Below are 21,150 nucleotides of genomic sequence, written 5' to 3' on the forward strand. Positions count from 1 at the left end.
ATGGTGAACAAGCCTTCGGTGAATGTGTCAGGGCCGCGCATCGGAGCAGGTTTTGTGAGTCTGCTAAGACAACGCCTCAGGTCCACTTTCGCGGGACCATCCGGTGAGGTATTTCAGCAGCCTGCTAGGGAGCGGTGCCTTCGCCGGCATCCTCTCTCATCCAACGGGCGAAATCCGACGGGAACGCGTCCCTGAAGCGCTCCGCCTGCGCCTTGGCCTCGTCTTCGAGGCCGAGCAATTCAGCGCTTTCGATCAGCTTGACGATGACGCGTGGCTCGGGCGAAAAATGAATCACGCGCTGCGCGAGCGCATGCATTGCTGCGGCGTTGGCAGGCGTCACGGTGGTCAGCGTCAGCTCCGCAAACTCCGCCTGACGCGCAAACAGCCACGTTCCCTTTGCCTTGGCGAGCGTGTCTTCTTCGTAGGCCGGCAGCCGTTCGTCGCGCGGGAGATAAATCTGGCTGACACGGATGTAGTCCCAGCTCGCGCATCCGACGATCAACAGCAGGACGCCAGGCGCAAGGGATGACAGCACTGGCCGAATCGCAAGACCGCGCCTGGCCGGCCAGAGCATGCCAAGGCACAGGCCGAAGACCAGTTGGAATGGCCCATACCAGAGCGGGTATTCGAGCAGGCTGTGCAGCACGATCGCACCGAGCATTCCCCACGCCATCAAACGAGTGGGGTCGCACTCGCGCCAGGGCCGCGCGGCAAGCACCATCCAGAGAAAACCACCGCAGATCAGCACGGCGGCGGGAATGCCCAGCTCCACGGCCAGATGCAGGGGAAGGTTGTGCGCGTTGTCCAGGATCTCGACGAACCGGGCACCAATGTACTGAGTGCTGTAGTGCGCAAAGCTGAGCTCGCCCCACCCCCAGCCGGTCCAGGGGCGCTCGGCGATCAGCGTGAGCACGTTGTGCCACAGGATCAGCCGGCTGTGGTCGTCAGGGGCGCCGGTATGCAGGCGCTGGAGCATGCTTTCGACGCCGCCGCTGCCGCCGCCGACCAATTGAGGCAACGCCCAAGCGATGACGAAATAGAGCGGGATGATTGCCAGCAGGAGCAGCGGCGAGGGCAGCCGCAACCCGACCTCTTCGGCATGCCAGCCCCGGCGCTCTCGTCTGGCGATGAAGGTCGCGACGCCGACGATGGACAGCAGTTGAAGCAACCCCGTGCGGGACGTCGAAGCGGCTGCGGCAACAAGGAGCAGCAACGCCGCAGCCACCAATCCGCGCCGTGCGCGCACCGATGGATGCATGGCGTAGAGCCATAGCGCCGCAACCCAGGCCATGCTGATCAACGAGGCGAACTGGTTACGCTGGCGGAGGTTGCCATAGGCCTGGCCTACGGCGGGGGAGGTTGTCCATGGGGCAAACCCATCTGCGAGGCCGTAGTACTGGAGCAAGCCGAGAACGCCGCTGAGAAGGCCCGCGGCGAGCAGACCCAATGCCAGCATTGCTGAGGAGGCCGCCCCCCCCCCACGCCCCATTCCCGCGCCGACGTATGTCGATGCTGCAATTCCAGCGAGCGCCCCAAGAGCTGGAGCCTGGAATACCGCCTGTCTCCCTATGCCGGATGCCACCAAGGCAACAGCACCCACTGCCAGCCAGAGGCGCAAACCGTGTGTGGGAGGCGCCGTCGGGCAAGTGCACAACAGACCGGCAAGACACGCCCAGGACACCAGCATTTGCCAAGCGTTGACCGAAGGGCCCGCAACAAATGGGCAAAGAAAAGGCAAGGCGACAAGGCTTGCTCGTGCAGTACGAAAGATGCCCTCGGAGAAGGCTGATGCCTGAAGCGGCACGGCATGAAGGGGCATTCGGCTCATTGTGCCAACGGCGTCAACCGATGAATGGTCGCCGAGAGCTGATCAGTGGTTTTGCAAAAAGACACATTTACAGACATTCTTTGACAACCATATCCAATGGGTGCACACCCCTTCGGCGCGCGACACATGTAGGCCAAAAGATGACTTTTTTAATGAAACAACCAGCGTTGCGACGAAACAGCAAGGTTCAATGCCACTCGGCAGGCTTCACCCTCATTGAAGTCCTGATCACGATTGCGATCGTGGCCATCCTGGCCTCCATTGCCTATCCAAGCTACACGGACTATCTGAGGCGCGGCCAAGCACAAGAGGCGCCAGGAGTCTTGTCCGATTTCCGCGCCCGGATGGAACAGTACTACCAGGACAACCGCAACTACGGGGCAGGCGCCACTTGCGGCGTTGCTGCGCCGACTCTGAAGAATTTCGGCTGGACCTGCGCCAATGCGGGCCAAAGCTACTTGGCAACGGCCACAGGAAACACTGGCAGCTTGGTTCGGGGTCTTGCATATACCGTCGACCAGAGCAACAGCCAGCAAACAACCTGCAACGGTTGCGCCTGGAATTTCAGCGGCAGCCAGTCCTACTGGGTGTTGCGCAAACAATGAGCACCATGATGCGCAATCGGGCAGCGGGCTTCACGCTGGTTGAAATGATCGTGGCCGTCGCGCTGTTCGCCTTGTTGCTCTCGTTCGCGTACCCCAGCTACACGAGCTACATCCAGAACGCCCAGATCCGCACCGCCGCGGAGTCGATGATCAACGGATTGCAGCTCGCGCGCGCCGAAGCGATCCGCAGGAACGTCAACACCCAGTTCCGGCTACTCAACACCTCCAGCGGCGCTGCCGTGACTGGCGGTACAGACTGGTCGGTCCGGGCCTCTACGGCAGCAGCGCCCACGACATTCAGTCAGCTGGTGCAAACCCGCCAGGAGAACTCCACCACGTCCAATGCTCGCGTCGGCGTTGCAAATGCGACCGGCAGCGCTGCGGCAACGCCTGGGGCAGGCTTGCCGGCCACGATCCTGTTTACGGGAATGGGGCGACTGAATAGCGCGACAGCGGTGCGTCAGATCGACATCACTGGCGCAACCGGAGCGCGCCGACTGGCCATCGTCCTCGCACCTGGCGGCGATGTCAGGCTCTGCGACCCGTTGCTGTCTCTCGCGACCAATCCCCAAGGTTGTTCATGAAGCCAAAGTCTCTTCGCCGAGCGACTCGCTCGCAGCCAAGATCGGAGCGCGGCGTCATGCTGATTGAAGCGCTCGTTGCAATTGCTATTTTTTCCTTCGCGGTCCTAGGCATCATGGGTCTTCAAGCGACCTCCATCCGCACGGTGCGCGACGCGGACTATCGCGTCAAGGCCAGTCTCTTCGCCCACCAGATCGTCGGGCAGATGTGGGTCGACCGCTTCAACGTGCCGACCTACGCTTTGAACGCCGGCAACGCAGCCTGCACTGCAGGCGCGAATGCCGCAGCCAACCCGGTCGTCACCAACTGGCTCAGCGGCCTCACGGATGCGACCAACCCAGGTTCCCTGCCCGGTGCGGCGAACTACCAGCAGCAGATCCTCGTGGAACCCAACAACGTTGTCACGGTGACAGTGTGCTGGAAGAGCCCGCAAGACACGGCCCCGCACAACTTCGCATTGAAGACGCAAATTCAAGGCTGATCCATGCCGTCACTCGAGCAAACTCATCGCCAGCGAGGGTTCGGCCTCGTCGAGATTCTTGTCGGCATGGCAGTCGGCCTCGTCGTCACGATCATCATCTATCAAGTGATATCTACCTACGAAGGCGTCAAGCGCACGACCACTTCCGGCGCGGACACCCAGCAGAACGGCATCTTCAGCCTCTCGACCATGGAGCGAGATGTTCGCGCAGCGGGCTGGGGCATCCCAACGGCAGACCTCATGCCCTGCAGCAGGTACTTCACCTATTTCAGCGACGGCACGATCAATGGCCCCGTGCCGAATTTCCCGAGCACTCCAGTGCGAATCATCGATGGCGGCACCGCCGCTGGCGCCTCCGACAGCATCACTGTGCTTTGGGGTTCCTCGGTGCGCGCAAATGTGCGCAATGCGCTTTTGCAGAATGTCACGGCCAATCCCACAGGCACCACTGCGTCCAACCTGCAGCCGACGACCAGCGTCGCACTGTCATCGATCGGAGGCTTCGTCTCGCTGACAGACGATGTCGGAAATTGCGCGCTGACGCGCATCACCGGCACCGCGCCCAACCCGGCGAGCCCAGGCACGGTCATTCTTTCTCATGACCCCGGAACGGGCTCCACGACGCAGCCCGTCTACAACCCGCCGGCGAGCTACATGACCGCTCAAGGGTGGCCTGTCAGCTACAACACAAACCCGCGCATTTTTGATCTGGGCACCCTCACGCAGCGCACCTACTATGTCGCTGGCGGCTCACTGATGTCGCAAGACTATTTCAGCTCGAGCGCCCAGATCCAGGTCGCCAACAACGTCGTCAGCTTCAAGGCGCGGTACGGTATCAGCGACGCGGGAAACCAGGTCGTCAACAACTGGGTCAGTGCAACGGGTGCCTGGGCGACTCCCTCCGTGACGGACCTCAAGCGCATCAAGGCTGTGCGCATCTCCGTGGTCGTTCGCAGTCCATTGAAAGAGAGACTGCCAGACGGCGCCGCTGCTTGTGCGATCACGACGGCAGCACCCGTGAGCTGGCCGAGCGGCCCGGTCATCGATCTGAGCAATGACCCGGATTGGCGCTGCTACCGCTACCGCTCCTTCGAGACCGTGGTGCCTCTTCGCAACGTTCTTTGGGCCAATCTGTCATGACTCTTTTCCCCCTCATCCGTGCAACAGGGGAATGCCTCCCCGCGTGGCCCCGCCGTCGCACCCGGCGGCAAGACGGCGTTGTCGTCTTCATCGCACTGATTGCGGTGCTCGTCCTCTCTCTGGCGGCCGTTGCGTTGCTGCGATCGACCGATACCGCCGGCGTGATTTCCGGGAACGTGGCCTTCAAGGAGGCCGCCACGGCCGCTGCCGACACCGGCGCCGAGCGTGCCTTCAATGCATTGCCCACACTTGCCAAGAACGATGTGGACGTCGCCAACACGTATTTCCGCCTCATGCAGCCGGTGGACACCACCGGCATTCCCAACACGATCAACAACTGGGCCAGCGTGCCCTGCTACGACACTGCAGGTGGCAGCGCCACGATCGACTGCACGGACGAGTCTCTCTATCGGGTGCAGTACGTGATCGACAGGCTGTGCACCATCGCTCCCTCGACCACCGACCCGTTGACCCTGCTCACAAGCAAATGCGTGGCAGGTCAGCCGTTCTCCGCGGGAGGAGACGCAGCGGGCAGCGACAACAACAGCCATGCGCAAACCACCAACGTCTTCGGCAGCCTAACACCTCCGCCGCCGACACGACCCACGATCCATTACCGAGTGACCGTTCGCGTCCTCGGACCACGCTCCACCGTCAGCATTGTCCAGACAACGATCGAATTGCCCTTCGGCTGAGTTCGGCCGAATCCACAGCGAGTATTCAGTATGTATCCACAGTTCAAAAATACGACGCGCGGCATCATCGCAATGATGGTGGTGTCTTTGATTGCGCAGCCCTTCGCGGCATTTGCGGCCACCGATCTGACGGATGTGCCGCTGGTCGTGCAAAGCGGTGTGAAGCCGAATATCTTATATACGCTGGACAATTCCGGCAGTATGGAATGGGGCACGATCACGGGCTCGGACGCAACGGCCGAATACAACAGCGGGAAAACCCGACGCGCCTACTACTCTCCAACCTACAACCAGCTGTATTACAACCCGGCAATTACTTACTTGCCAGGCGCCAAGTACGACAGCGCAGCGCCCACCTTCACATCGTCGATGGGCGGCAGCTCATCGACAGCAGCGCGGATCGACCCCTATTCCACCACTGGTGGCGTCACGAGTTCAATCGACCTGACCCAGCAATGCTACAGCTCGTCGCCTCCTACCTTGCCGCTCTATTCGGCCAGCGATTTCTCTGTCAACAGTAATTGCGGCGCCTCGAAAGGAGGAGCTTCGACGAAGTATGCAAGATATGCCTTTTATTATGTCTGGAAGGGCACTGGAGCCGAGAATGGCGGCTCGTCGCAGGATACCGACAGCAATTACACCAGAGTAGAAATCACCAGTTCGACCGCCACCTATTCCAAGGCGGCCTCGAGAACCGATTGCGGTACCGGGACAACTTGCACGTATGCGCAGGAGATTCAAAATTTCGCGAACTGGTTCACTTACTATCGCACGCGAATTCTGACCGCGAAGAGTTCACTGGGCCTTGCTTTCTCTGCTCTCGACGCGAAATCCCGCGTTGGCTTTTCAACAATCAACGACAACAATTCAAACGAGAATACGAACGCAACCAACTTTGTCTCGCTGTCGGATTTCAATAGTGCTCAAAAGAGCACCTGGTATTCCAAGGTTTATTCCATCAACCCAAATGGCGGCACGCCGCTGGTTGCGGCACTGGACCGCGCCGGCCGCTACTTTCAAACGGGCACCATGCCGGGAGGAAGCAGCACCTCTCGCACAACGACAGTGCCGCTTGCCTGCACACCCAACTACACCATCCTCTCGACGGACGGCTATTGGAACGGGAACGGGATCACTACAGCAGGGGATCAGGACACGACAGTCCCCACTTTGCCGGCCAACGTCTATGTCGACTCCGACACCGGAACCGCTGTCAACGACCCCGTCGCGGGAGTCCCGCTGGTGGCGGGGCAGAAATTCCCCGCCCCTTTCTACGACGGTAACAGTGCCTCGAACACGCTCGCCGACGTGGCAATGAAATACTGGATCACCGATCTCACAGGCTCTTCGGCGAACAAGGTGGCCTCCAATCTGTTCGATCCAGCCACTTGGCAGCACATGGTGACCTACACCATCGGCCTGGGCGCCAAAGGCACGCTTTCCGCCGCGCCAACGGGGACAGGCACATGGCCCACGCCGCAGGCGGATTCGGCCACAGCCATTGATGACCTCTGGCACGCCGCACTCAACGGCCACGGGCAGTATTTCAATACGAAGGATCCCGCCAAGCTGCAAACCGCGCTCGCCTCCATCCTCAACGACATCGTCAATCGAACGGGCGCGGGCGCCTCGGTGGCGGTGAGCAACCCGAACGTCAAATCGGGCGACAACACGGCCTATGCCTCCAGCTTCAATTCAGGCGCATGGTACGGCGACCTTCAAGCCTTTGCGATCGATCTGAACACCGGACTATTGGGCACCACACCACTGTGGTCGGCCCAGTCCCTGCTCGACAGCAAAACGTTTGGCACGCGCTATATCGGCAGTTTCAATGGCAGCAGCGGCGTGCCTTTTACAAAAACCGACCTTTCGACGACCCAACTGTCTCGGCTGAATTCGCCGAGCAGTCCTCCCGGCCCGAGCGACAGCACGGCAGTGATCGCGTATCTGCGCGGCGACCGTACGGGCGAAGGCAACGGCAGCAACAGCGCGCAGCCGTATCGGACACGCACCCATGTGTTGGGCGACATCGTGAACGCCGAGCCGATCTATGTGCCTGCACCACGTTCCAGCTACACCGACTCGGGTTACTCCACCTTCAAGGGTGGGGCCGCGGCCAATCGCGCAAAGATTGTGTATCAGGGCGCCAACGACGGCATGCTTCACGCCTTCGACGCAGGTACGGGCAGTGAGTTGTGGGCCTATGTGCCCGGTCGCCTTTTCGACACCAATCTTTCCGCCACCTACACCTCGACCAGCGCGCTGGTGGGCCTGACGCAGCAGTCCCTGTTCCAGCATCGCTTCTACGTGGACGGCACGCCCATCGCCACCGACGTGGATCTCAGCAATACCGTGGCCCACCAGCCCACACCGCCGGCGGCCAACTGGGCCACGGTTCTGACGGGGGGCCTGTCCAAGGGCGGACGAGGCTACTACGCCTTGAACGTGACTGATCCTTCCGCCACCTCCGACGCCACCGTGGCGAGCAAGGTGATGTGGGAGTTTCCGAACGCCAGCACCGCCGCCGCGGTGGCAAAGAACATCGGCTATACCTATGGCTCGCCACTCAATGTGAAGACCAAGGCGGCTGGCTGGGTCACGCTGGTGACCTCGGGCTACAACAATGGCTCCGACACTGGTGGCGATGGCGCAGGTCACCTCTTTGTGTTGGACACTGCAACGGGCAATTTGATCAAAGACTTGAGCACCGGCGTCGGAACGAGCGCGGCCCCCAGCGGACTGGCAAAAATCAGCGCATTCCTCACGAATCCCGGCGTTGACGATACAGCGGACTATGTGTACGGCGGCGATCTGCTTGGCAACGTCTGGCGCTTCGATCTGTCAGATGCATCGACCACCAACTGGAATGTGAAGCGACTGGCGACGCTGGTGGATAGCAGCGGCAACCCTCAGCCCGTCACGGGCACCCCTGAGTTGGGTGTAGTGAAGAACAAGCGTATGGTCTTTGTTGGTACCGGCCAATACCTTGGTGCGACCGATATTCCAGGCACTACGGGCGCCAACACCAATGCAACGCAGGCGCAATCGTTCTACGGCTTGCTGGACGACAAGTCTGCGAACCCGACGATCACGCCGCTGCGAACACAGCTTGTGCAGCAGACGGCAACTGCATCAGGCACGAATATCAATGTGACCAGCAATCCTCTGGATCTCACGGCCAAGAAAGGCTGGGTATTGGATTTCGCGACGAAGCCGGTTGGCGAGAGAGCCTACACAAGTCCCGTGTTGTTCCAGGGTGTTCTCGCTTTCACCACCAACATCCCTTCCAGCGACCCATGCTCGCCAGGCGGGAGTTCGAATCTCTACTTCCTGAATTACAGCAATGGCGGGGCCATACCGAACCTGAGCAGTCGCTATATCGGCAATGTGCTGGCGAGTCGGGTGCAGCCAGAAGGACTACCAAATGGCGCGATAAAGATTCTTGTGCGCACGTCGGATGGGAAGACCAAAGTTTATGACGTGGCGGTGCCGTCTTCGACTACGCCTACTCGAATCATGTGGCGGGAGGTCATTACGAATTGACCGCCCCTCCATCGACATCGACATCGACATCGACATCGACATCGCCGTTGCCAGCGCATCCATCAATGGAGAATCCCGAGGACCCGAGAATCTCTGCCTCTAGACACCCTCGATTCGAGTGCAGAGTCACACTTGGTCCTCAGTGATCTTCGATCGAAGTTCGCCATGCTGATACGCGAATCGTCGTGCTCGTCAGACGCGGAGCGACCACCATCGATCGTCTTCCGACCTCCCTTGGGCCGTCCAGCCAGAAGGCGCTTGCCTCCGGTGCGCCACGAGCGCGAGGCATCAGGCGAGTTGCCAATTTGCTGCGCAAATGGGTCATCGATGCTGAGCGGCGAGATATGACCGGAGCAGATTCCGGGTCCGTGACGCGATCACTTGACGCCGAGTCGCTGCCCGATGACCCACCCTCGGCTTGCGGTTTCGTTGCCCTGCAGCTTCCGCCGCCTACGCCGGCTCCTGTGACGCCGCAGGACATCCGGGCCGAGGTGCACCGCGCAGGCATGACCATTACCGTGAGTTGGCCAATCAATGCGGCCTCTGACTGTGCGGCCTGGATGCGGGAGATCCTGCGTTGATTCGCATCGACGCGGTGTGGCTGGCTGTTGAACCCATCGATATGCGCGCGGGCGCCGAACGGCTGCTGGCGAGCGTCGTGAAGGTCTTCGGCGCCGCGCAGGCGCATCACGGATACCTGTTTGCCAACGCCCGGCACACGCGCATCAAGCTGCTGGTGCACGATGGCTTCGGCGTGTGGTGTGCAGCGCGGAGGCTGAACATCGGCGGCTTCGCGTGGCCGGCCCAAGGTTCAACCACCGGCACGCCGCTCGCGCTGACGCGCGAGCAGTTTGACGCCCTGGTGTTGGGCCTGCCCTGGCAGCGTCTGGAGGACCTGCGCGTCATCACCCGGCTGTGAAGTCGGCGCGCGAGCGTTGACAGCGCTACCCCGCATGGCAGGCGCCTGTGACCGTCGGCATGATGAGCGCATGCAGCACCTGCACGATCTCAACGCCTCGGACCTCAGTGGTCTGTCGCCCGAGACCGTTGCCGCGCTGGCGCAGCAGATGTTGGCCCACATCCAGCAGCAGGCCCAGCAGATCGAGCGCCAGGCGCACGAGATCAAGTTCAGGGACGCCAAGCTGGAGAAGGTGATGTTCGAGCTGGCGCGCCTGAAGGCGTGGAAGTTCGACGCCAGAACCGAAGCCATGAACGCCGAACAGCGGCGCCTGTTCGAGGAGACGATGGCCGAGGACGAAGCCAGCCTGCAGGCGCAGCTTGAGCAACTGCAATCCAAGTCGCCGGCCAAGCAGGCGCAGGAAGAAGGCGACAAGCCGCCACGCAAGCCTCGCCGCCAGAAGCTGCCCGAGCATCTGCGCCGGCTCGACCATGTCCACGAGCCGTCGGACACCCACTGCCCTTCACCCCACTGCGGCCGGCCCATGGTGCGTGTGGGCGAAGACATCAGCGAGCAGTTGGATATCGTGCCGGCCGAGTTCTTCGTTCATCGCCACATCTACGGCAAGTGGGCCTGCCGCTGCTGCCAGTGCCTGGTCCAGGAGCCGGCCGTGCCGCAGATCATCGACGGCGGCATCATGGCCGCCGGCCTCATCGCGCACACGCTGACCAGCCACTTCGTCGACCACCTGCCGTACTACCGGCTGGAGACCATCAACGCACGCTCTGGTGTGCACACGCCGCGCTCGACGCTGGCGCAGACCTCGGGGCGCGCTGGCGCGGCCCTGGAGCCCTTGTACGACGCCCAGAGGCGCTTCGTACTGCAGTCGAGGGTGCTGCATGCCGACGAAACACCTGTTGCCATGCTGGACCCAGGCCGGGGCAAGACGAAGAGGGCCTACATCTGGGCTTATGCCAGGGGAGCCTTCGATCCGCAGCCGGGCGTCGTGTACGAGTTCTGCCTGGGCCGCGGTGCCCAGTACCCCATTGCCTTCCTGCAGGGAAGCGACGGCTTCGGCGCGCACGCGCCTTGGAGCGGCACGCTGGTGCGCGACGAATACTCGGCCTACGACAACGTCGTCGCAGCGCACGCTGACCGCATCGCCGCAGGATGCCTCGCTCACGCGAGGCGCCACTTCCACGAGCTGGGCAAGTCCGGCACCAGCGAAGTGGCGTCCGAGGCGCTGCGTCGCATCGCGACGATCTACCGCGCGGAGCGCCAGTTCGGCGAGCTCGCTGGCCAAGACCGTCTACGCCTGCGTGAGTCGGTGACCAGGCCGCTGTGGGAGGAGCTGCATGTGTGGCTGCAACTCGAGCGTGCCAGGGTCCCCGACGGCGGGGCGACGGCCAAGGCCTTGAGCTACAGCTTGAATGCCTGGACCGCGCTGACACGCAATCTCGTCGACGGCGACGTGCCGGTGGACAACAACCACTTGGAAAATCGAATCCGTCCCTGGGCAATGGGACGCCTGGCTGTTCGCCGGTAGCGAACTGGCTGGTCAGCGCGCCGCCATCGTGATGAGCCTGGTGCAGTCGGCACGCCTGTGCGGCCACGACCCGCATGCCTACCTCAAGGACGTCCTGGAGCGCTTGCCCACGCACCTGAACAACCGAATTGACGATCTCTTGCCACATCGCTGGCGACCGCTCATCTGACTCTGCAGCAGGGGCCGCCGCCGCTCACCACCGTCAAGATGGAGCGCCCATCCGTTTACACTATCAGTACTGATCAGCATAAAAGCCTACACGCGCAAAAAATGACGGAGTGTCGGGACGAGATAAAGAGAAATAGAAAAGCCGCCCGAAGGCGGCTGTTTTTTGGAGCTCGAAAGAGCGCTTAGCGGCAAGCTTGGGGAGCGTACTTGGCGAGCAGAGTGCCGGCGGTAATGCCAGTGATACCCACTGCCGACGCGGATTCCGCCGTCTTCGATGCGCAACCCCAGTCCACAACACCACTGACGCCATCGCCTTGTGCTGTTACGAGAGTCACCGCAGTCTTGTCAGCCTTACGGATGTACGGAGCAAGAACCAGGGCGGTTTCACCGGTCTTGATGCCGACCGAAGCAGGAATGAAGTTGACGGTGATCTCACCGCTAGCAGCCATGGAAACCGAACTCACATACTTGCTGTTGATTCCAGTGCCATTCGCACCGCCATTTTGCTCGTTCCAAGTCTTGACCACAGTGGCGAGATCGGTAGCCGATGTCACGCCATCGGTCGCAACTGCTTGCTTCGCGGACTCGGCCAAATTCAGACCTTCAGTGATCCTTGCGCGAACTGTGTAGTCTTGATAAGCCGGCAGAGCCACGGCAGCCAAGATACCAATGATCGCCACAACGATCATCAATTCGATAAGGGTGAAACCCTTTTGCACATTGCGTGCGATGGTACGACGGTTCATTCACTAACTCCAGGTTGGTTGGTTGTTACGCCCGGGAACCTGCCCGGAGCGAGGTACCTTCCGCAGCATCTGTGCCACCCGCCCCCAGAGCCTCCTGCTGACCGAACACGTCAACTTTGATCACATTGTCGTTACGTCGTGTGACACAAGTTGCTTCAAGACGCCACGTTTGGTGACAAATTTGTCATGCCAGCGCATCACCCCGCATCAGCAAGTCAGGATCCCATCCGCCTTCAACCAGCGTATGTCCCGCTGCGCCAACCCCGCTACCTGCTCGTCCATCAGTGCCTCGATCTGGCTCATGATCTCGTCGGTTTCGGTGGGCTTGGTGTGGGTGATGTAGATCGGGTACTGCTTCCCCGGCCCGATGTGCGCCAACTCATCGGCCAGCACTGCCGGCGACAGGTGAAGGCTCCGCTCGGCCAGGGCCTGCTCACGGCTGCTGAAAGCCGTTTCAATCACCAGCATCGCCACATCGATCGCATTCACACGCTCCCAGAAAGGCGCGTTGCGCTCGGTATCCCCGCTGAACACCCAGTGGGCGCCGCCTTCGGCCCGTCTTACGGCAAAGCCGCACGCCGGCACGGTATGAACCGCAGGCAGCACCTCGACCAGCTTGGGCTCACGGCTACCCAGCGGCAGCATCTGACCGACCGCGATGACGTGAAAGCTCACGAATGGCGCCTCGACGCTGGGAATACTCTCGAAATCCGGCCAGATGACGTTGTTGAACACATGCGCCCGCAGCGCATCGATGGTGGCCCTCAGCGCATGCACGCGCAGTGGCCGCTTGCGGCGGCTGCCTACGGCGTCGAGCATCAAGGGGAGCGCGGCGATGTGGTCGAGGTGGCTGTGGGTGAGCACGACATCGTCGATGCGGACCATCTCTTCGAGCGTGAGATCTCCGACGCCCGTGCCCGCATCGACGAGCAGGTCCGTGTCGACCAGGAAAGAGGTAGTGCGGCAGTCTTTGGCGATGGCGCCCGAGCAACCCAGCACACGAACCTGCATTGTGAGAGACCCCTTGTGTGTGTCTGTCGTCATTTGGTTTCGAACCGGGTCGCGCCATCCCAATCAGGGTCTTGTGGTCGCAACGCCATCGAGGCTAAACGCTGGGCATAGAGCTGGTAAAGGACTTTTTTGGCATCCGCGGCGAGCAGGGGGGCCAGCAAGTTTCGGCCCATCGCCCAGTCCTGCCGTCGGTAGGCCGCGAGCACTTCGCTCCAGCGGCCGAGCAGTTGCCGGGTCTGCGCCACCGCCTCGGGCGTGCGCACGGCCAGCGGCGTAAAAACGGCAACGGCCTGTGCCTTTCCCTTGACGCGAACGCTGTCGAGTTCCTGCCAGATGTAGCCGGGCGCCAGCTCGCATGTCGCGCCGCTGGCCACGACTTGCACGCCGTAGTGTCCGCTCAGGCCCTCGAGGCGGGATGCGAGGTTGACCGCGTCGCCGACCACGGTATAGCTGCGGCGCGCTGCCGAGCCCATGTCGCCCACGCTCATCAGGCCGCTGTTGATGCCGATGCCCACGCTGATCTCGGGCCGGCCGCTGGCGCGGTGGATGTGGTTGATGTCGTGCACGGCGTCGGCCATGTCGAGCGCAGCCCGTACGGCGAGCGTGGCGTGGTCGGGTGTGTCGATGGGCGCCCCCCAGAAGGCCATGACACAGTCGCCCATGTACTTGTCGATGGTGCCGCGGTGCGCGCTGATCACGTTGGTGAGCCGGCTGAAGACGGTGTTGAGAAAGGCCTGCAGCTCGGCCGGCGCCATCTGCTCCGACAGGCGGGTGAAGTCGCGCATGTCGCAGAACATCACGGTCATGGGCTTGCTCTCGGCGCGCATGCTGTAGCGGCCGGGGTGCTCCATCATTTCGTTGACGAGCTGTGGCGGCACGTAGGTGCCGAAGAGTCGCACCAGGCCGCGCCGCGCGCGCGATTCGACGAAGTAGCCCCAGCTCATGTTGAACACGAAGGCCAGCGCCGTCATCGCCAGCGTCGACGCCAGCGGCAGCACGAGGCTGTGGCTCACGTACAGCCAGGTGTTGAGACCGATCAGCGCGGCGATCGCCCCCGCGGCCAGCAGCAGGGCGCGAGGCGCCGACAGCAACGACAGTCCGAAGGCCAGCACGAGCCCCGTCACCGCGACAAGCAGCACCTCATAGCCCACCGCGTAGTCGGGCACGCTGAGCAGGCGATGGTCGAGCAGGGCGGAGACGACGTTGGCATGCACCTCCACCCCCGGGAACGCAGCCTCGACGGGTGTGGCACGCAGATCCTGCAGCCCCGGGGCCGTGGCGCCCAGCAGCACGATCTTGTCCTTCAGCTCGCCCGGCCCCAGCCGGCCTTCGAGCACGTCGGCGGCGGGCACATAGCGGAACGATCCGCCGTCCGCGCCGCCAGGGCCGCGAAACGGCACCTGCATGCTGCCCGTCCCGTCGACCGGAATGCGCAGGCGGCCCACTCTCAGCGATTCGAGCTGCGGCGTGGCGCCTCCTCCGGGCGCAAAGGCCGGCTGTACGGACGGCGATCCGTTCGCGAGGCGGTAGACGGCGAGCCCCAGCGACTCGTAGTAGCCCGGCTGCGCCTTGTCGCCCTCGTAGCGGGCGATGAGCGGCACGCTGCGAATGACACCATCGCCGTTGGCACCGACCAGCGTATTCAGGAAACCCGCCATCGGCGCGGCCTGCGCCAGCGCGGGCAGGCTGGCGCCGAAGCCGTTCCAGGTCGTTGCGTAGATCCCGCCCGAGGGGAAGGCCCCGGCTGGCAGCAAGGGGGCAGCAGGCAGCCGTCCCTTGGCACTCGGCGCTTCGGTCCGCGTGAAGTAGTAGCCCAGCGCCACGCGCCGGCCGCTCAGCGCCGCGGCAAAGGTGGCGTCGTGGTCGAGGGTGGGCGCCAGTCGCTCGACCTCGGCGGACAGGCCCGGCACGCTGCCCAGAGGCCCGCTCGCCATCTTTCGCAACCTGTCGAGGCCCGAACTGCGGTCCGGTTCCAGAAACATGACGTCGAAGCCGAGCACGGCCGCCTGCTGGCGGGTCATCAGCTCCGTGGTGAGGCGGGCGATCTTGTCGCGCGCCCAGGGCCATTGGCCCTGGCGCGCCAGGCTGGCGTCGTCGACGTCGACGATCACCACCCGCGCATCGGGTGTGCCCGGCATGGTGGCGCGCAGGCGGATGTCGTAGATCAGCCGGTCAAGGCGCTCGATCGCGGTCAGCGGCCAGGCGCCGGTGGCGTGCGCCAGCGCCAGCAGCACAGGCAGCAAGGTGATGGCGATGCGCGGCCAGTGCCGCCGCAGTTCCCTCACGGCGCGGCGTCCGTGCGGACGTTGCCGCGGCAGGCCGAAAGGGAAAACGAAAGGGAAAACGGCTTAGATGCGCACGAACTGCATGCGCGTGGCGCCGCCCAACTCGAGCACGTCGCGCTCCTGCAGCGCAACCGCCTCGGCGCCGAGTTGCAGGCCGTTGAGCGTGACGTTGCCTTCGACGCCCGCTGCCACGTAGCCCTGCCGGCGGCGCGTGACCACAGCCACCGCGACACCGGGCTTGCCGATGGTGGTGACGACCTTCTGCAGGGCCACGTCCTGCCCCTCGTTGGCACCGGAGAGCACGCGCAGCACCGGAATGCCGAGCTCGACCAAGGCACCGGATTCCGTTGGCGCCGACGACAAAGGCATGGACCCCGAGGGGTACTCGGCCGACGGGGAGCGAACCGCGCCGGTGCCGATGGGCAGATTGCTGCGCGCGCGGAAATGGATGCGGCAGCCCCCGACCTCGATGACATCGTTGTCCTTGAGCGCCTGCCTCTGGATGGCGAGCGCATTGACGTAGGTGCCGTTGGTGCTGTTGAGATCTTCAATTTCGACTTCGCCACCGCTCATGTGCAGCACGGCATGCTCGCCGCTGACCGCCAGATTGTCGATCACGATGTCGTTGTAGGCACGGCGTCCCAGCGTCGTGCGTTCCTTGGCAAGCGCCACTTGCCCGATGACAACGCCATCGACCGAGATGATCATCTTCGGCATTGCCGACTCCCCGAATCCAGAGCTTGAATGACGGCAAGCACATTGGCGGATTGCCGCCAGGGCCTGCTACTTGGCCGTGCGAGGCGCTTCTGCAACGCTCGCGCTGGCAAGGACAACCGATATGTTGTCCCGTCCACCATTGTCATTGGCAATTGAAACCAAAAGTGATGCTTTTTTCTGAAGCCCGACATCGTGTCCTAGAAGCGTGAAAAGCTGCTCATCCGAAACCATCTCGCTGAGCCCGTCGGAGCAAAGCATATAGAGATCGCCCGGTCTTGCGCTGTGTTCGTGCATTTCCAGCAAGACTTGGGCCTCCACGCCCACGGCGCGCGTCACAAGGTTGCGGGTGGGCGAATTCAGGGCTTCCTCGGCGGTGATGGCGCCGGCGTCGAGCTGCTGCTGGCGCAGCGAGTGGTCGCGGGTGAGCAGCTCCAGCTTGTTGTTGCGCACCCGGTAGCACCGCGAATCGCCGATGTGGCCGACCAGCACGCGCTGCGGCCGGAACGCCGCGAGCACCAGCGTCGTTCCCATGCCCTGCAGTTCGTGATTGGTCATGCCAGCGTGCAGGATCGAGCTGTTGGCCTCGTCCGTAGCCGCCTGCAGCGCCCGCCGGATCACGCGGGTCGGCGCCTGCATTCCGGCCTGGGCGAACCACCGGCCGAAGCTGGCATGCATCAGCGAGACAGCCATCGCGCTCGCCACTTCGCCGCCCTTGTAGCCGCCCATGCCGTCGGCCAGCAAGGCCAATCCCAGGGCGGAGTCCACGTGCACGGCGTCCTCGTTATGGGCCCGCGTCCGCCCGACGTCAGTCAGGGCGGCGAATTCCCAGGTCAGCGGAGGGCGGGTGGAGAACAGGGAAACGCCGACACTCGCCATGGTTTGTCAGTGCCGACTTCTCGAAAACTCAGTGCGCAGCGGCGCGTGCGCGCCGTTGCAGCAAGCGGCCACCGGCCACGACAAGCAACGCACCAGCAGCAGCCGCCGCGTAGTGCAACCAGGGGTTGGCCGCCAGCGTGTCGCGCAGCACCGCGTCCTGCACGATGGTTTCGCCGCCGACCCAGCCGATCAGCGCGGCGCCCAGCATGACGATGATCGGGAAACGTTCCATGAGCTTGATCATGAGCGTGCTGCCGAAAATCACCAAGGGGATGCTGATTGCCAAGCCGAGGACCAGCAGGACCATGCTGCCCTGCGCGGCGGCCGCGACGGCAATCACGTTGTCCAGGCTCATCACCAGGTCAGCCAGCAGGATGGTGCGCACGGCGGCCATCATGCTGCCGTATTCCTTGGATTCGCCCTCGCCCTCGTCGTCCTCGCTCAGCAGCTGCAGGCCGATCCACAGCAGCAGCAGGCCGCCGATGATCTGCAGGTAAGGCAGGGCGAGCAGCTTGGCCGCCACCACCGTGAGCACGATACGCAGCACCACGGCCGCGCCGGAGCCGAAGAGCACGGCCTTTTTCTGCTGCGCGGGCGGCAACGAACGCGCCGCCATGGCAATCACCACCGCGTTGTCTCCCGACAGGATGATGTTGATCCAGACGATCTTGAGCAGACCTAACCAGAAGTCTGTGCTTTGAAGAATTTCCATGTCTCTGATCCCACTGTGTTTTATTGAAAAAAGCGCCCGCAATCCAGTGCGGGCGCTTCTTTGTTTCTGCGTGGTCCTACGGCATGTTGCTGCCGTTTTCCGTTTTAGAGCTGCGCCTTGAGCAGCTTGGCCAGTTCCGAGAAGTTGCGCGTCACGGTGAAGCCGCATTCTTCCATGATGGCAAGCTTGGCATCAGCCGTGTCGGCGCCGCCCGAGATCAGCGCGCCGGCGTGGCCCATGCGCTTGCCGGGAGGGGCGGTGACACCGGCGATGAAGCCGACGACCGGCTTCTTCATGTGTTCCTTGCACCAGCGGGCTGCGTCAGCCTCGTCCGGGCCGCCGATTTCGCCGATCATGATGACGGCGTCGGTGTCCGGGTCGTCGTTGAAGGCCTTCATCACGTCGATGTGCTTCAGACCATTGATCGGGTCGCCGCCAATGCCGACTGCCGACGATTGGCCCAGGCCGATTTCGGTCAGTTGAGCCACGGCTTCGTACGTCAGCGTGCCCGAGCGCGAGACCACGCCGATGCGGCCCTTGCGGTGGATGTGGCCGGGCATGATGCCGATCTTGATTTCGTCGGGCGTGATCAGGCCGGGGCAGTTCGGGCCCAGCAGCAGGGTCTTCTTGCCGCCGGCCGCTTCCTTGGCCTTCATCTTGTTGCGCACTTCGAGCATGTCGCGAACCGGGATGCCTTCGGTGATGCAGATCGCCAGGTCCAGGTCGGCTTCGACGGCTTCCCAGATGGCGGCCGCGGCGCCTGCCGGCGGCACGTAGATCACCGACACCGTGGCGCCGGTCTGCGAAGCAGCTTCCTTCACCGAACCGAAGATCGGGATGTTGAAGATCGACTCGCCGGCCTTCTTCGGGTTCACGCCCGCCACGAAGGCGTTCTTGCCGTTCGCGTATTCCTGGCACTTCTCGGTGTGGAACTGGCCGGTCTTGCCGGTGATGCCTTGCGTGATGACTTTGGTGTCTTTGTTGATGTAGATCGACATGACTTGTTCCTTAGGCCTTCTTGACTGCTGCCACGACCTTCTGGGCCGCTTCCGCCATGGTGTCGGCGCTGATGATCGGCAGGCCCGAATCGGCCAGCAGCTTCTTGCCTTCGACTTCGTTGGTGCCCTTCATGCGCACGACCAGCGGCACTTGCAGGTTCACGGCCTTGCAGGCTGCGATCACGCCGGTGGCGATGGTGTCGCACTTCATGATGCCGCCGAAGATGTTGACGAGGATGGCCTCGACGTTCTTGTTCTTCAGCATGATCTTGAAGGCTTCCGTGACCTTCTCGGGGGTGGCACCGCCGCCCACGTCCAGGAAGTTGGCCGGCTCGCCGCCGAACAGCTTGATGGTGTCCATGGTGGCCATGGCCAGGCCGGCACCGTTCACCAGGCAGCCGATGTTGCCGTCCAGCGAGATGTAGGCGAGGTCGAACTTGGAGGCTTCGACTTCGGCTGCGTCTTCTTCGTCGAGGTCGCGCAGGGCCACGATTTCGGGGTGGCGGAACAGCGCGTTGCTGTCGAAGTTGAACTTGGCGTCCAGCGCCATGACGTTGCCCTTGCTGTCACGGTTGAGCGGGTTGATCTCGACCAGCGAGGCGTCCGTCTCCATGTAGCAGGTGTAGAGCTTCTTCAGGATGTCGACCGTCTGGGCGGTCGAATCGGCCGGCATGCCGATGCCGTCGGCGATCTGCTTGGCCTGTTCGTCGGTCAGGCCCTTTTCGGGGTCTGCGAACACCGTGATGATCTTCTCGGGCGAGGAGTGAGCCACTTCCTCGATGTCCATGCCGCCTTCGCTCGAAGCGATGAAGGCCACCTTCTGGGTGGCGCGGTCGGTCACGGCCGAGACGTAGTATTCCTTGTTGATGTCGGCGCCGTCTTCGATGTAGAGGCGGCGGACCTTCTGGCCTTCGGGGCCGGTCTGGTGCGTCTTGAGCTGCATGCCGAGGATTTCGCCGGCGAGCTTCTTGACATCTTCGATGGACTTGGCGACCTTGACGCCACCGCCCTTGCCGCGGCCACCCGCGTGGATCTGGGCCTTGACGACCCAGACCGGGCCTCCAAGTTTCTGGGCGGCTTCCACCGCCTCCTGAACCGTATAGGCCGGGATGCCGCGCGGCACCGGCACGCCGAACTTGGCAAGGATTTCCTTGCCTTGGTACTCGTGAATCTTCATGAGGGATGTCTCTCGGAAGGAGGAGGTTGAGAACGGGAGATCTGGGTGAGAGTGTTTCTGCTCTGTTGCTCGCGGGCGACGGCGGCCTGACGGCCGGGGGCGGCGAACAACCGCGGACTGTATCATGGTGCGCCGCACCAATACTGTACGTGGGGTTGCGGGCAATACGTACTTTCTTCTAGTTACCCGGGGCACCCTCCATCATGGCCAAGGTTTTCATCGACGGCGAAGCCGGCACCACCGGCCTGCAGATTCGCGAACGGCTCCAGGCGATGCCGCAGATCGAGCTCGTGAGCATCGCGCCCGAGCTGCGAAAAGACGTGAACGCCAAGCGCGAACTGATGGCGGGCGTCGACCTGGTGGTGCTGTGCCTGCACGACGACGCGGCGCGCGAATCGGTCGCGCTGATCGACCAGTTGCCCGGCAAGAAGCCCAAGATCATCGACGCCTCCACGGCGCACCGCATCGCTCCCGGCTGGGTGTTCGGCTTCCCCGAACTCACCGAAGGCCACTGGCAGGCCGTGGCCAAGGCCGAGCGCGTCGGCAACCCCGGCTGCTACGCCACCGGCGCCATCGCCATGGTGCGCCCGCTGGTCGACGCGGGCATCCTGCCGGTCGACTTCCCCGTTTCGCTGCCCTCCGTGAGCGGTTATTCGGGCGGCGGCCGGACCATGATCGAGGCCTACGAAAAAGGTGAAGCGCCGCCGTACGAGATCTACGCGCTGGGCCTGAAGCACAAGCACATCCCCGAAATCATGACCTACACCGGCCTCACCCGCCGGCCGGTCTTCATTCCGTCGGTGGGCAACTTCAAGCAAGGCATGCTGGTGCAGTTGCCGCTGCATCTCGACCTGCTGCCCGGCAAGCCGAAGGCCGGCGACCTGCAAGATGCGCTGGCCGCGCACTACGCGCGCAGCAACACACCCGAGAAATTCGTGAAGGTGCTGCCGCCCACCGAGGACGGCAAGCTCGAAGCGCTGGCGCTCAACGACACCAACGAGCTCGAGATCCGCGTGTTCCCCAACGAGGACCATCGCCACGCCGTGGTGATCGCCCGCCTCGACAACCTTGGCAAGGGCGCCAGCGGCGCCGCGGTGCAGAACCTGAAGCTGATGCTGGCGCTCTGAGCGCCACGCCTCTTC

19 protein-coding genes are annotated in these 21,150 nt (G+C 63.1%); 10 read left to right on the top strand and 9 right to left on the bottom strand.

What is annotated here, in order from left to right; translation table 11 throughout:
* Positions 1-124 precede the first annotated feature (124 nt).
* Positions 125-1,456 (bottom strand): PglL family O-oligosaccharyltransferase, encoded by a 1,332-nt coding sequence (locus tag ACZYSP_RS19490; protein ID WP_489015986.1) that lies wholly within the window; start codon positions 1,454-1,456, stop codon positions 125-127.
* 524 nt (positions 1,457-1,980) lie between these two features.
* On the opposite strand from ACZYSP_RS19490, the gene ACZYSP_RS19495 reads away from it, so the two are divergent.
* The 9 genes from ACZYSP_RS19495 to ACZYSP_RS19535 all read left to right on the top strand — a co-directional run bounded on the left by ACZYSP_RS19495 (position 1,981) and on the right by ACZYSP_RS19535 (position 11,487).
* Entirely contained in the window at positions 1,981-2,433 is a 453-nt protein-coding gene (locus ACZYSP_RS19495) for a type IV pilin protein (protein WP_489015988.1), read from the top strand.
* Between the two features lie 5 nt (positions 2,434-2,438).
* Positions 2,439-3,017, top strand: a complete 579-nt coding sequence (locus tag ACZYSP_RS19500) for a GspH/FimT family pseudopilin (RefSeq protein WP_489015990.1) — start codon at positions 2,439-2,441, stop codon at positions 3,015-3,017.
* Positions 3,018-3,073: 56 nt separating this feature from the next.
* Positions 3,074-3,496, top strand: coding sequence for a type IV pilus modification PilV family protein (locus tag ACZYSP_RS19505; protein WP_489015992.1), 423 nt, complete (start codon positions 3,074-3,076; stop codon positions 3,494-3,496).
* A 3-nt stretch (positions 3,497-3,499) separates the two neighbouring features.
* Positions 3,500-4,636, top strand: a complete 1,137-nt coding sequence (locus ACZYSP_RS19510) for a PilW family protein (protein WP_489015994.1) — start codon at positions 3,500-3,502, stop codon at positions 4,634-4,636.
* Positions 4,633-5,331 carry a pilus assembly PilX family protein gene (locus ACZYSP_RS19515; RefSeq protein ID WP_489015996.1) on the top strand — a complete coding sequence of 233 codons (699 nt, stop codon included), beginning with the start codon at positions 4,633-4,635 and terminating at the stop codon, positions 5,329-5,331. Before ACZYSP_RS19510 ends, ACZYSP_RS19515 begins: the two co-directional genes overlap by 4 nt.
* A gap of 30 nt (positions 5,332-5,361) precedes the next feature.
* Positions 5,362-8,874, top strand: coding sequence for a pilus assembly protein (locus tag ACZYSP_RS19520; RefSeq protein WP_489015998.1), 3,513 nt, complete (start codon positions 5,362-5,364; stop codon positions 8,872-8,874).
* Positions 8,875-9,451: 577 nt separating this feature from the next.
* A complete protein-coding gene (gene tnpB, locus ACZYSP_RS19525) occupies positions 9,452-9,793 on the top strand; it encodes an IS66 family insertion sequence element accessory protein TnpB (RefSeq protein WP_489016000.1) in 342 nt (113 codons plus the stop codon).
* A gap of 70 nt (positions 9,794-9,863) precedes the next feature.
* Positions 9,864-11,318 carry an IS66 family transposase gene (gene tnpC / locus ACZYSP_RS19530; protein WP_489016003.1) on the top strand — a complete coding sequence of 485 codons (1,455 nt, stop codon included), beginning with the start codon at positions 9,864-9,866 and terminating at the stop codon, positions 11,316-11,318.
* 31 nt (positions 11,319-11,349) lie between these two features.
* Positions 11,350-11,487: a transposase domain-containing protein gene (locus ACZYSP_RS19535; RefSeq protein ID WP_489016005.1), complete on the top strand. Its 138-nt coding sequence runs from the start codon at positions 11,350-11,352 to the stop codon at positions 11,485-11,487.
* A gap of 181 nt (positions 11,488-11,668) precedes the next feature.
* On the opposite strand, the gene ACZYSP_RS19540 is transcribed toward ACZYSP_RS19535, so the two are convergent.
* The 8 genes from ACZYSP_RS19540 to sucC all read right to left on the bottom strand — a co-directional run bounded on the left by ACZYSP_RS19540 (position 11,669) and on the right by sucC (position 20,008).
* On the bottom strand, positions 11,669-12,232 hold the full coding sequence (locus ACZYSP_RS19540; RefSeq protein ID WP_489016007.1) for a pilin: 564 nt from the start codon (positions 12,230-12,232) through the stop codon (positions 11,669-11,671).
* Positions 12,233-12,439: 207 nt separating this feature from the next.
* Positions 12,440-13,243, bottom strand: a complete 804-nt coding sequence (locus ACZYSP_RS19545; protein WP_093174456.1) for a 3',5'-cyclic-nucleotide phosphodiesterase — start codon at positions 13,241-13,243, stop codon at positions 12,440-12,442.
* Positions 13,244-13,272: 29 nt separating this feature from the next.
* The gene (locus tag ACZYSP_RS19550; protein ID WP_489016010.1) at positions 13,273-15,528 is read right to left on the bottom strand and encodes a CHASE2 domain-containing protein; all 2,256 of its coding nucleotides are present in this window, start codon (positions 15,526-15,528) and stop codon (positions 13,273-13,275) included.
* 63 nt (positions 15,529-15,591) lie between these two features.
* The gene (locus tag ACZYSP_RS19555; RefSeq protein ID WP_093076290.1) at positions 15,592-16,245 is read right to left on the bottom strand and encodes an FHA domain-containing protein; all 654 of its coding nucleotides are present in this window, start codon (positions 16,243-16,245) and stop codon (positions 15,592-15,594) included.
* 66 nt (positions 16,246-16,311) lie between these two features.
* On the bottom strand, positions 16,312-17,121 hold the full coding sequence (locus ACZYSP_RS19560) for a Stp1/IreP family PP2C-type Ser/Thr phosphatase (protein WP_093055235.1): 810 nt from the start codon (positions 17,119-17,121) through the stop codon (positions 16,312-16,314).
* 28 nt (positions 17,122-17,149) lie between these two features.
* Entirely contained in the window at positions 17,150-17,833 is a 684-nt protein-coding gene (locus ACZYSP_RS19565) for a TerC family protein (RefSeq protein ID WP_093055233.1), read from the bottom strand.
* Between the two features lie 104 nt (positions 17,834-17,937).
* Positions 17,938-18,831 carry a succinate--CoA ligase subunit alpha gene (gene sucD / locus ACZYSP_RS19570; protein ID WP_007828710.1) on the bottom strand — a complete coding sequence of 298 codons (894 nt, stop codon included), beginning with the start codon at positions 18,829-18,831 and terminating at the stop codon, positions 17,938-17,940.
* 10 nt (positions 18,832-18,841) lie between these two features.
* Positions 18,842-20,008 (bottom strand): ADP-forming succinate--CoA ligase subunit beta, encoded by a 1,167-nt coding sequence (gene sucC, locus ACZYSP_RS19575; RefSeq protein ID WP_042577345.1) that lies wholly within the window; start codon positions 20,006-20,008, stop codon positions 18,842-18,844.
* 203 nt (positions 20,009-20,211) lie between these two features.
* Here sucC and argC point away from each other — a divergent pair, with 203 nt between their 5' ends.
* A complete protein-coding gene (gene argC, locus ACZYSP_RS19580) occupies positions 20,212-21,135 on the top strand; it encodes an N-acetyl-gamma-glutamyl-phosphate reductase (protein WP_093055231.1) in 924 nt (307 codons plus the stop codon).
* The last annotated feature ends 15 nt before the right edge of the window (positions 21,136-21,150 follow it).

The organism is Variovorax sp. F042 (genome assembly GCF_057814215.1).

Excerpts from the sequence above, each read along its gene's own strand:
- ACZYSP_RS19490 (WP_489015986.1), bottom strand. The coding sequence starts at position 1,456 with ATGCTGGCATTGGGTCTGCTCGCCGCGGGCCTTCTCAGCGGCGTTCTC.
- ACZYSP_RS19495 (WP_489015988.1), top strand. The coding sequence starts at position 1,981 with ATGAAACAACCAGCGTTGCGACGAAACAGCAAGGTTCAATGCCACTCG.
- ACZYSP_RS19500 (WP_489015990.1), top strand. The coding sequence starts at position 2,439 with ATGATGCGCAATCGGGCAGCGGGCTTCACGCTGGTTGAAATGATCGTG.
- ACZYSP_RS19505 (WP_489015992.1), top strand. The coding sequence starts at position 3,074 with ATGCTGATTGAAGCGCTCGTTGCAATTGCTATTTTTTCCTTCGCGGTC.
- ACZYSP_RS19510 (WP_489015994.1), top strand. The coding sequence starts at position 3,500 with ATGCCGTCACTCGAGCAAACTCATCGCCAGCGAGGGTTCGGCCTCGTC.
- ACZYSP_RS19515 (WP_489015996.1), top strand. The coding sequence starts at position 4,633 with ATGACTCTTTTCCCCCTCATCCGTGCAACAGGGGAATGCCTCCCCGCG.
- ACZYSP_RS19520 (WP_489015998.1), top strand. The coding sequence starts at position 5,362 with ATGTATCCACAGTTCAAAAATACGACGCGCGGCATCATCGCAATGATG.
- tnpC (WP_489016003.1), top strand. The coding sequence starts at position 9,864 with ATGCAGCACCTGCACGATCTCAACGCCTCGGACCTCAGTGGTCTGTCG.
- ACZYSP_RS19535 (WP_489016005.1), top strand. The coding sequence starts at position 11,350 with ATGAGCCTGGTGCAGTCGGCACGCCTGTGCGGCCACGACCCGCATGCC.
- ACZYSP_RS19540 (WP_489016007.1), bottom strand. The coding sequence starts at position 12,232 with ATGAACCGTCGTACCATCGCACGCAATGTGCAAAAGGGTTTCACCCTT.
- ACZYSP_RS19545 (WP_093174456.1), bottom strand. The coding sequence starts at position 13,243 with ATGCAGGTTCGTGTGCTGGGTTGCTCGGGCGCCATCGCCAAAGACTGC.
- ACZYSP_RS19555 (WP_093076290.1), bottom strand. The coding sequence starts at position 16,245 with ATGCCGAAGATGATCATCTCGGTCGATGGCGTTGTCATCGGGCAAGTG.
- ACZYSP_RS19560 (WP_093055235.1), bottom strand. The coding sequence starts at position 17,121 with ATGGCGAGTGTCGGCGTTTCCCTGTTCTCCACCCGCCCTCCGCTGACC.
- ACZYSP_RS19565 (WP_093055233.1), bottom strand. The coding sequence starts at position 17,833 with ATGGAAATTCTTCAAAGCACAGACTTCTGGTTAGGTCTGCTCAAGATC.
- sucD (WP_007828710.1), bottom strand. The coding sequence starts at position 18,831 with ATGTCGATCTACATCAACAAAGACACCAAAGTCATCACGCAAGGCATC.
- sucC (WP_042577345.1), bottom strand. The coding sequence starts at position 20,008 with ATGAAGATTCACGAGTACCAAGGCAAGGAAATCCTTGCCAAGTTCGGC.
- argC (WP_093055231.1), top strand. The coding sequence starts at position 20,212 with ATGGCCAAGGTTTTCATCGACGGCGAAGCCGGCACCACCGGCCTGCAG.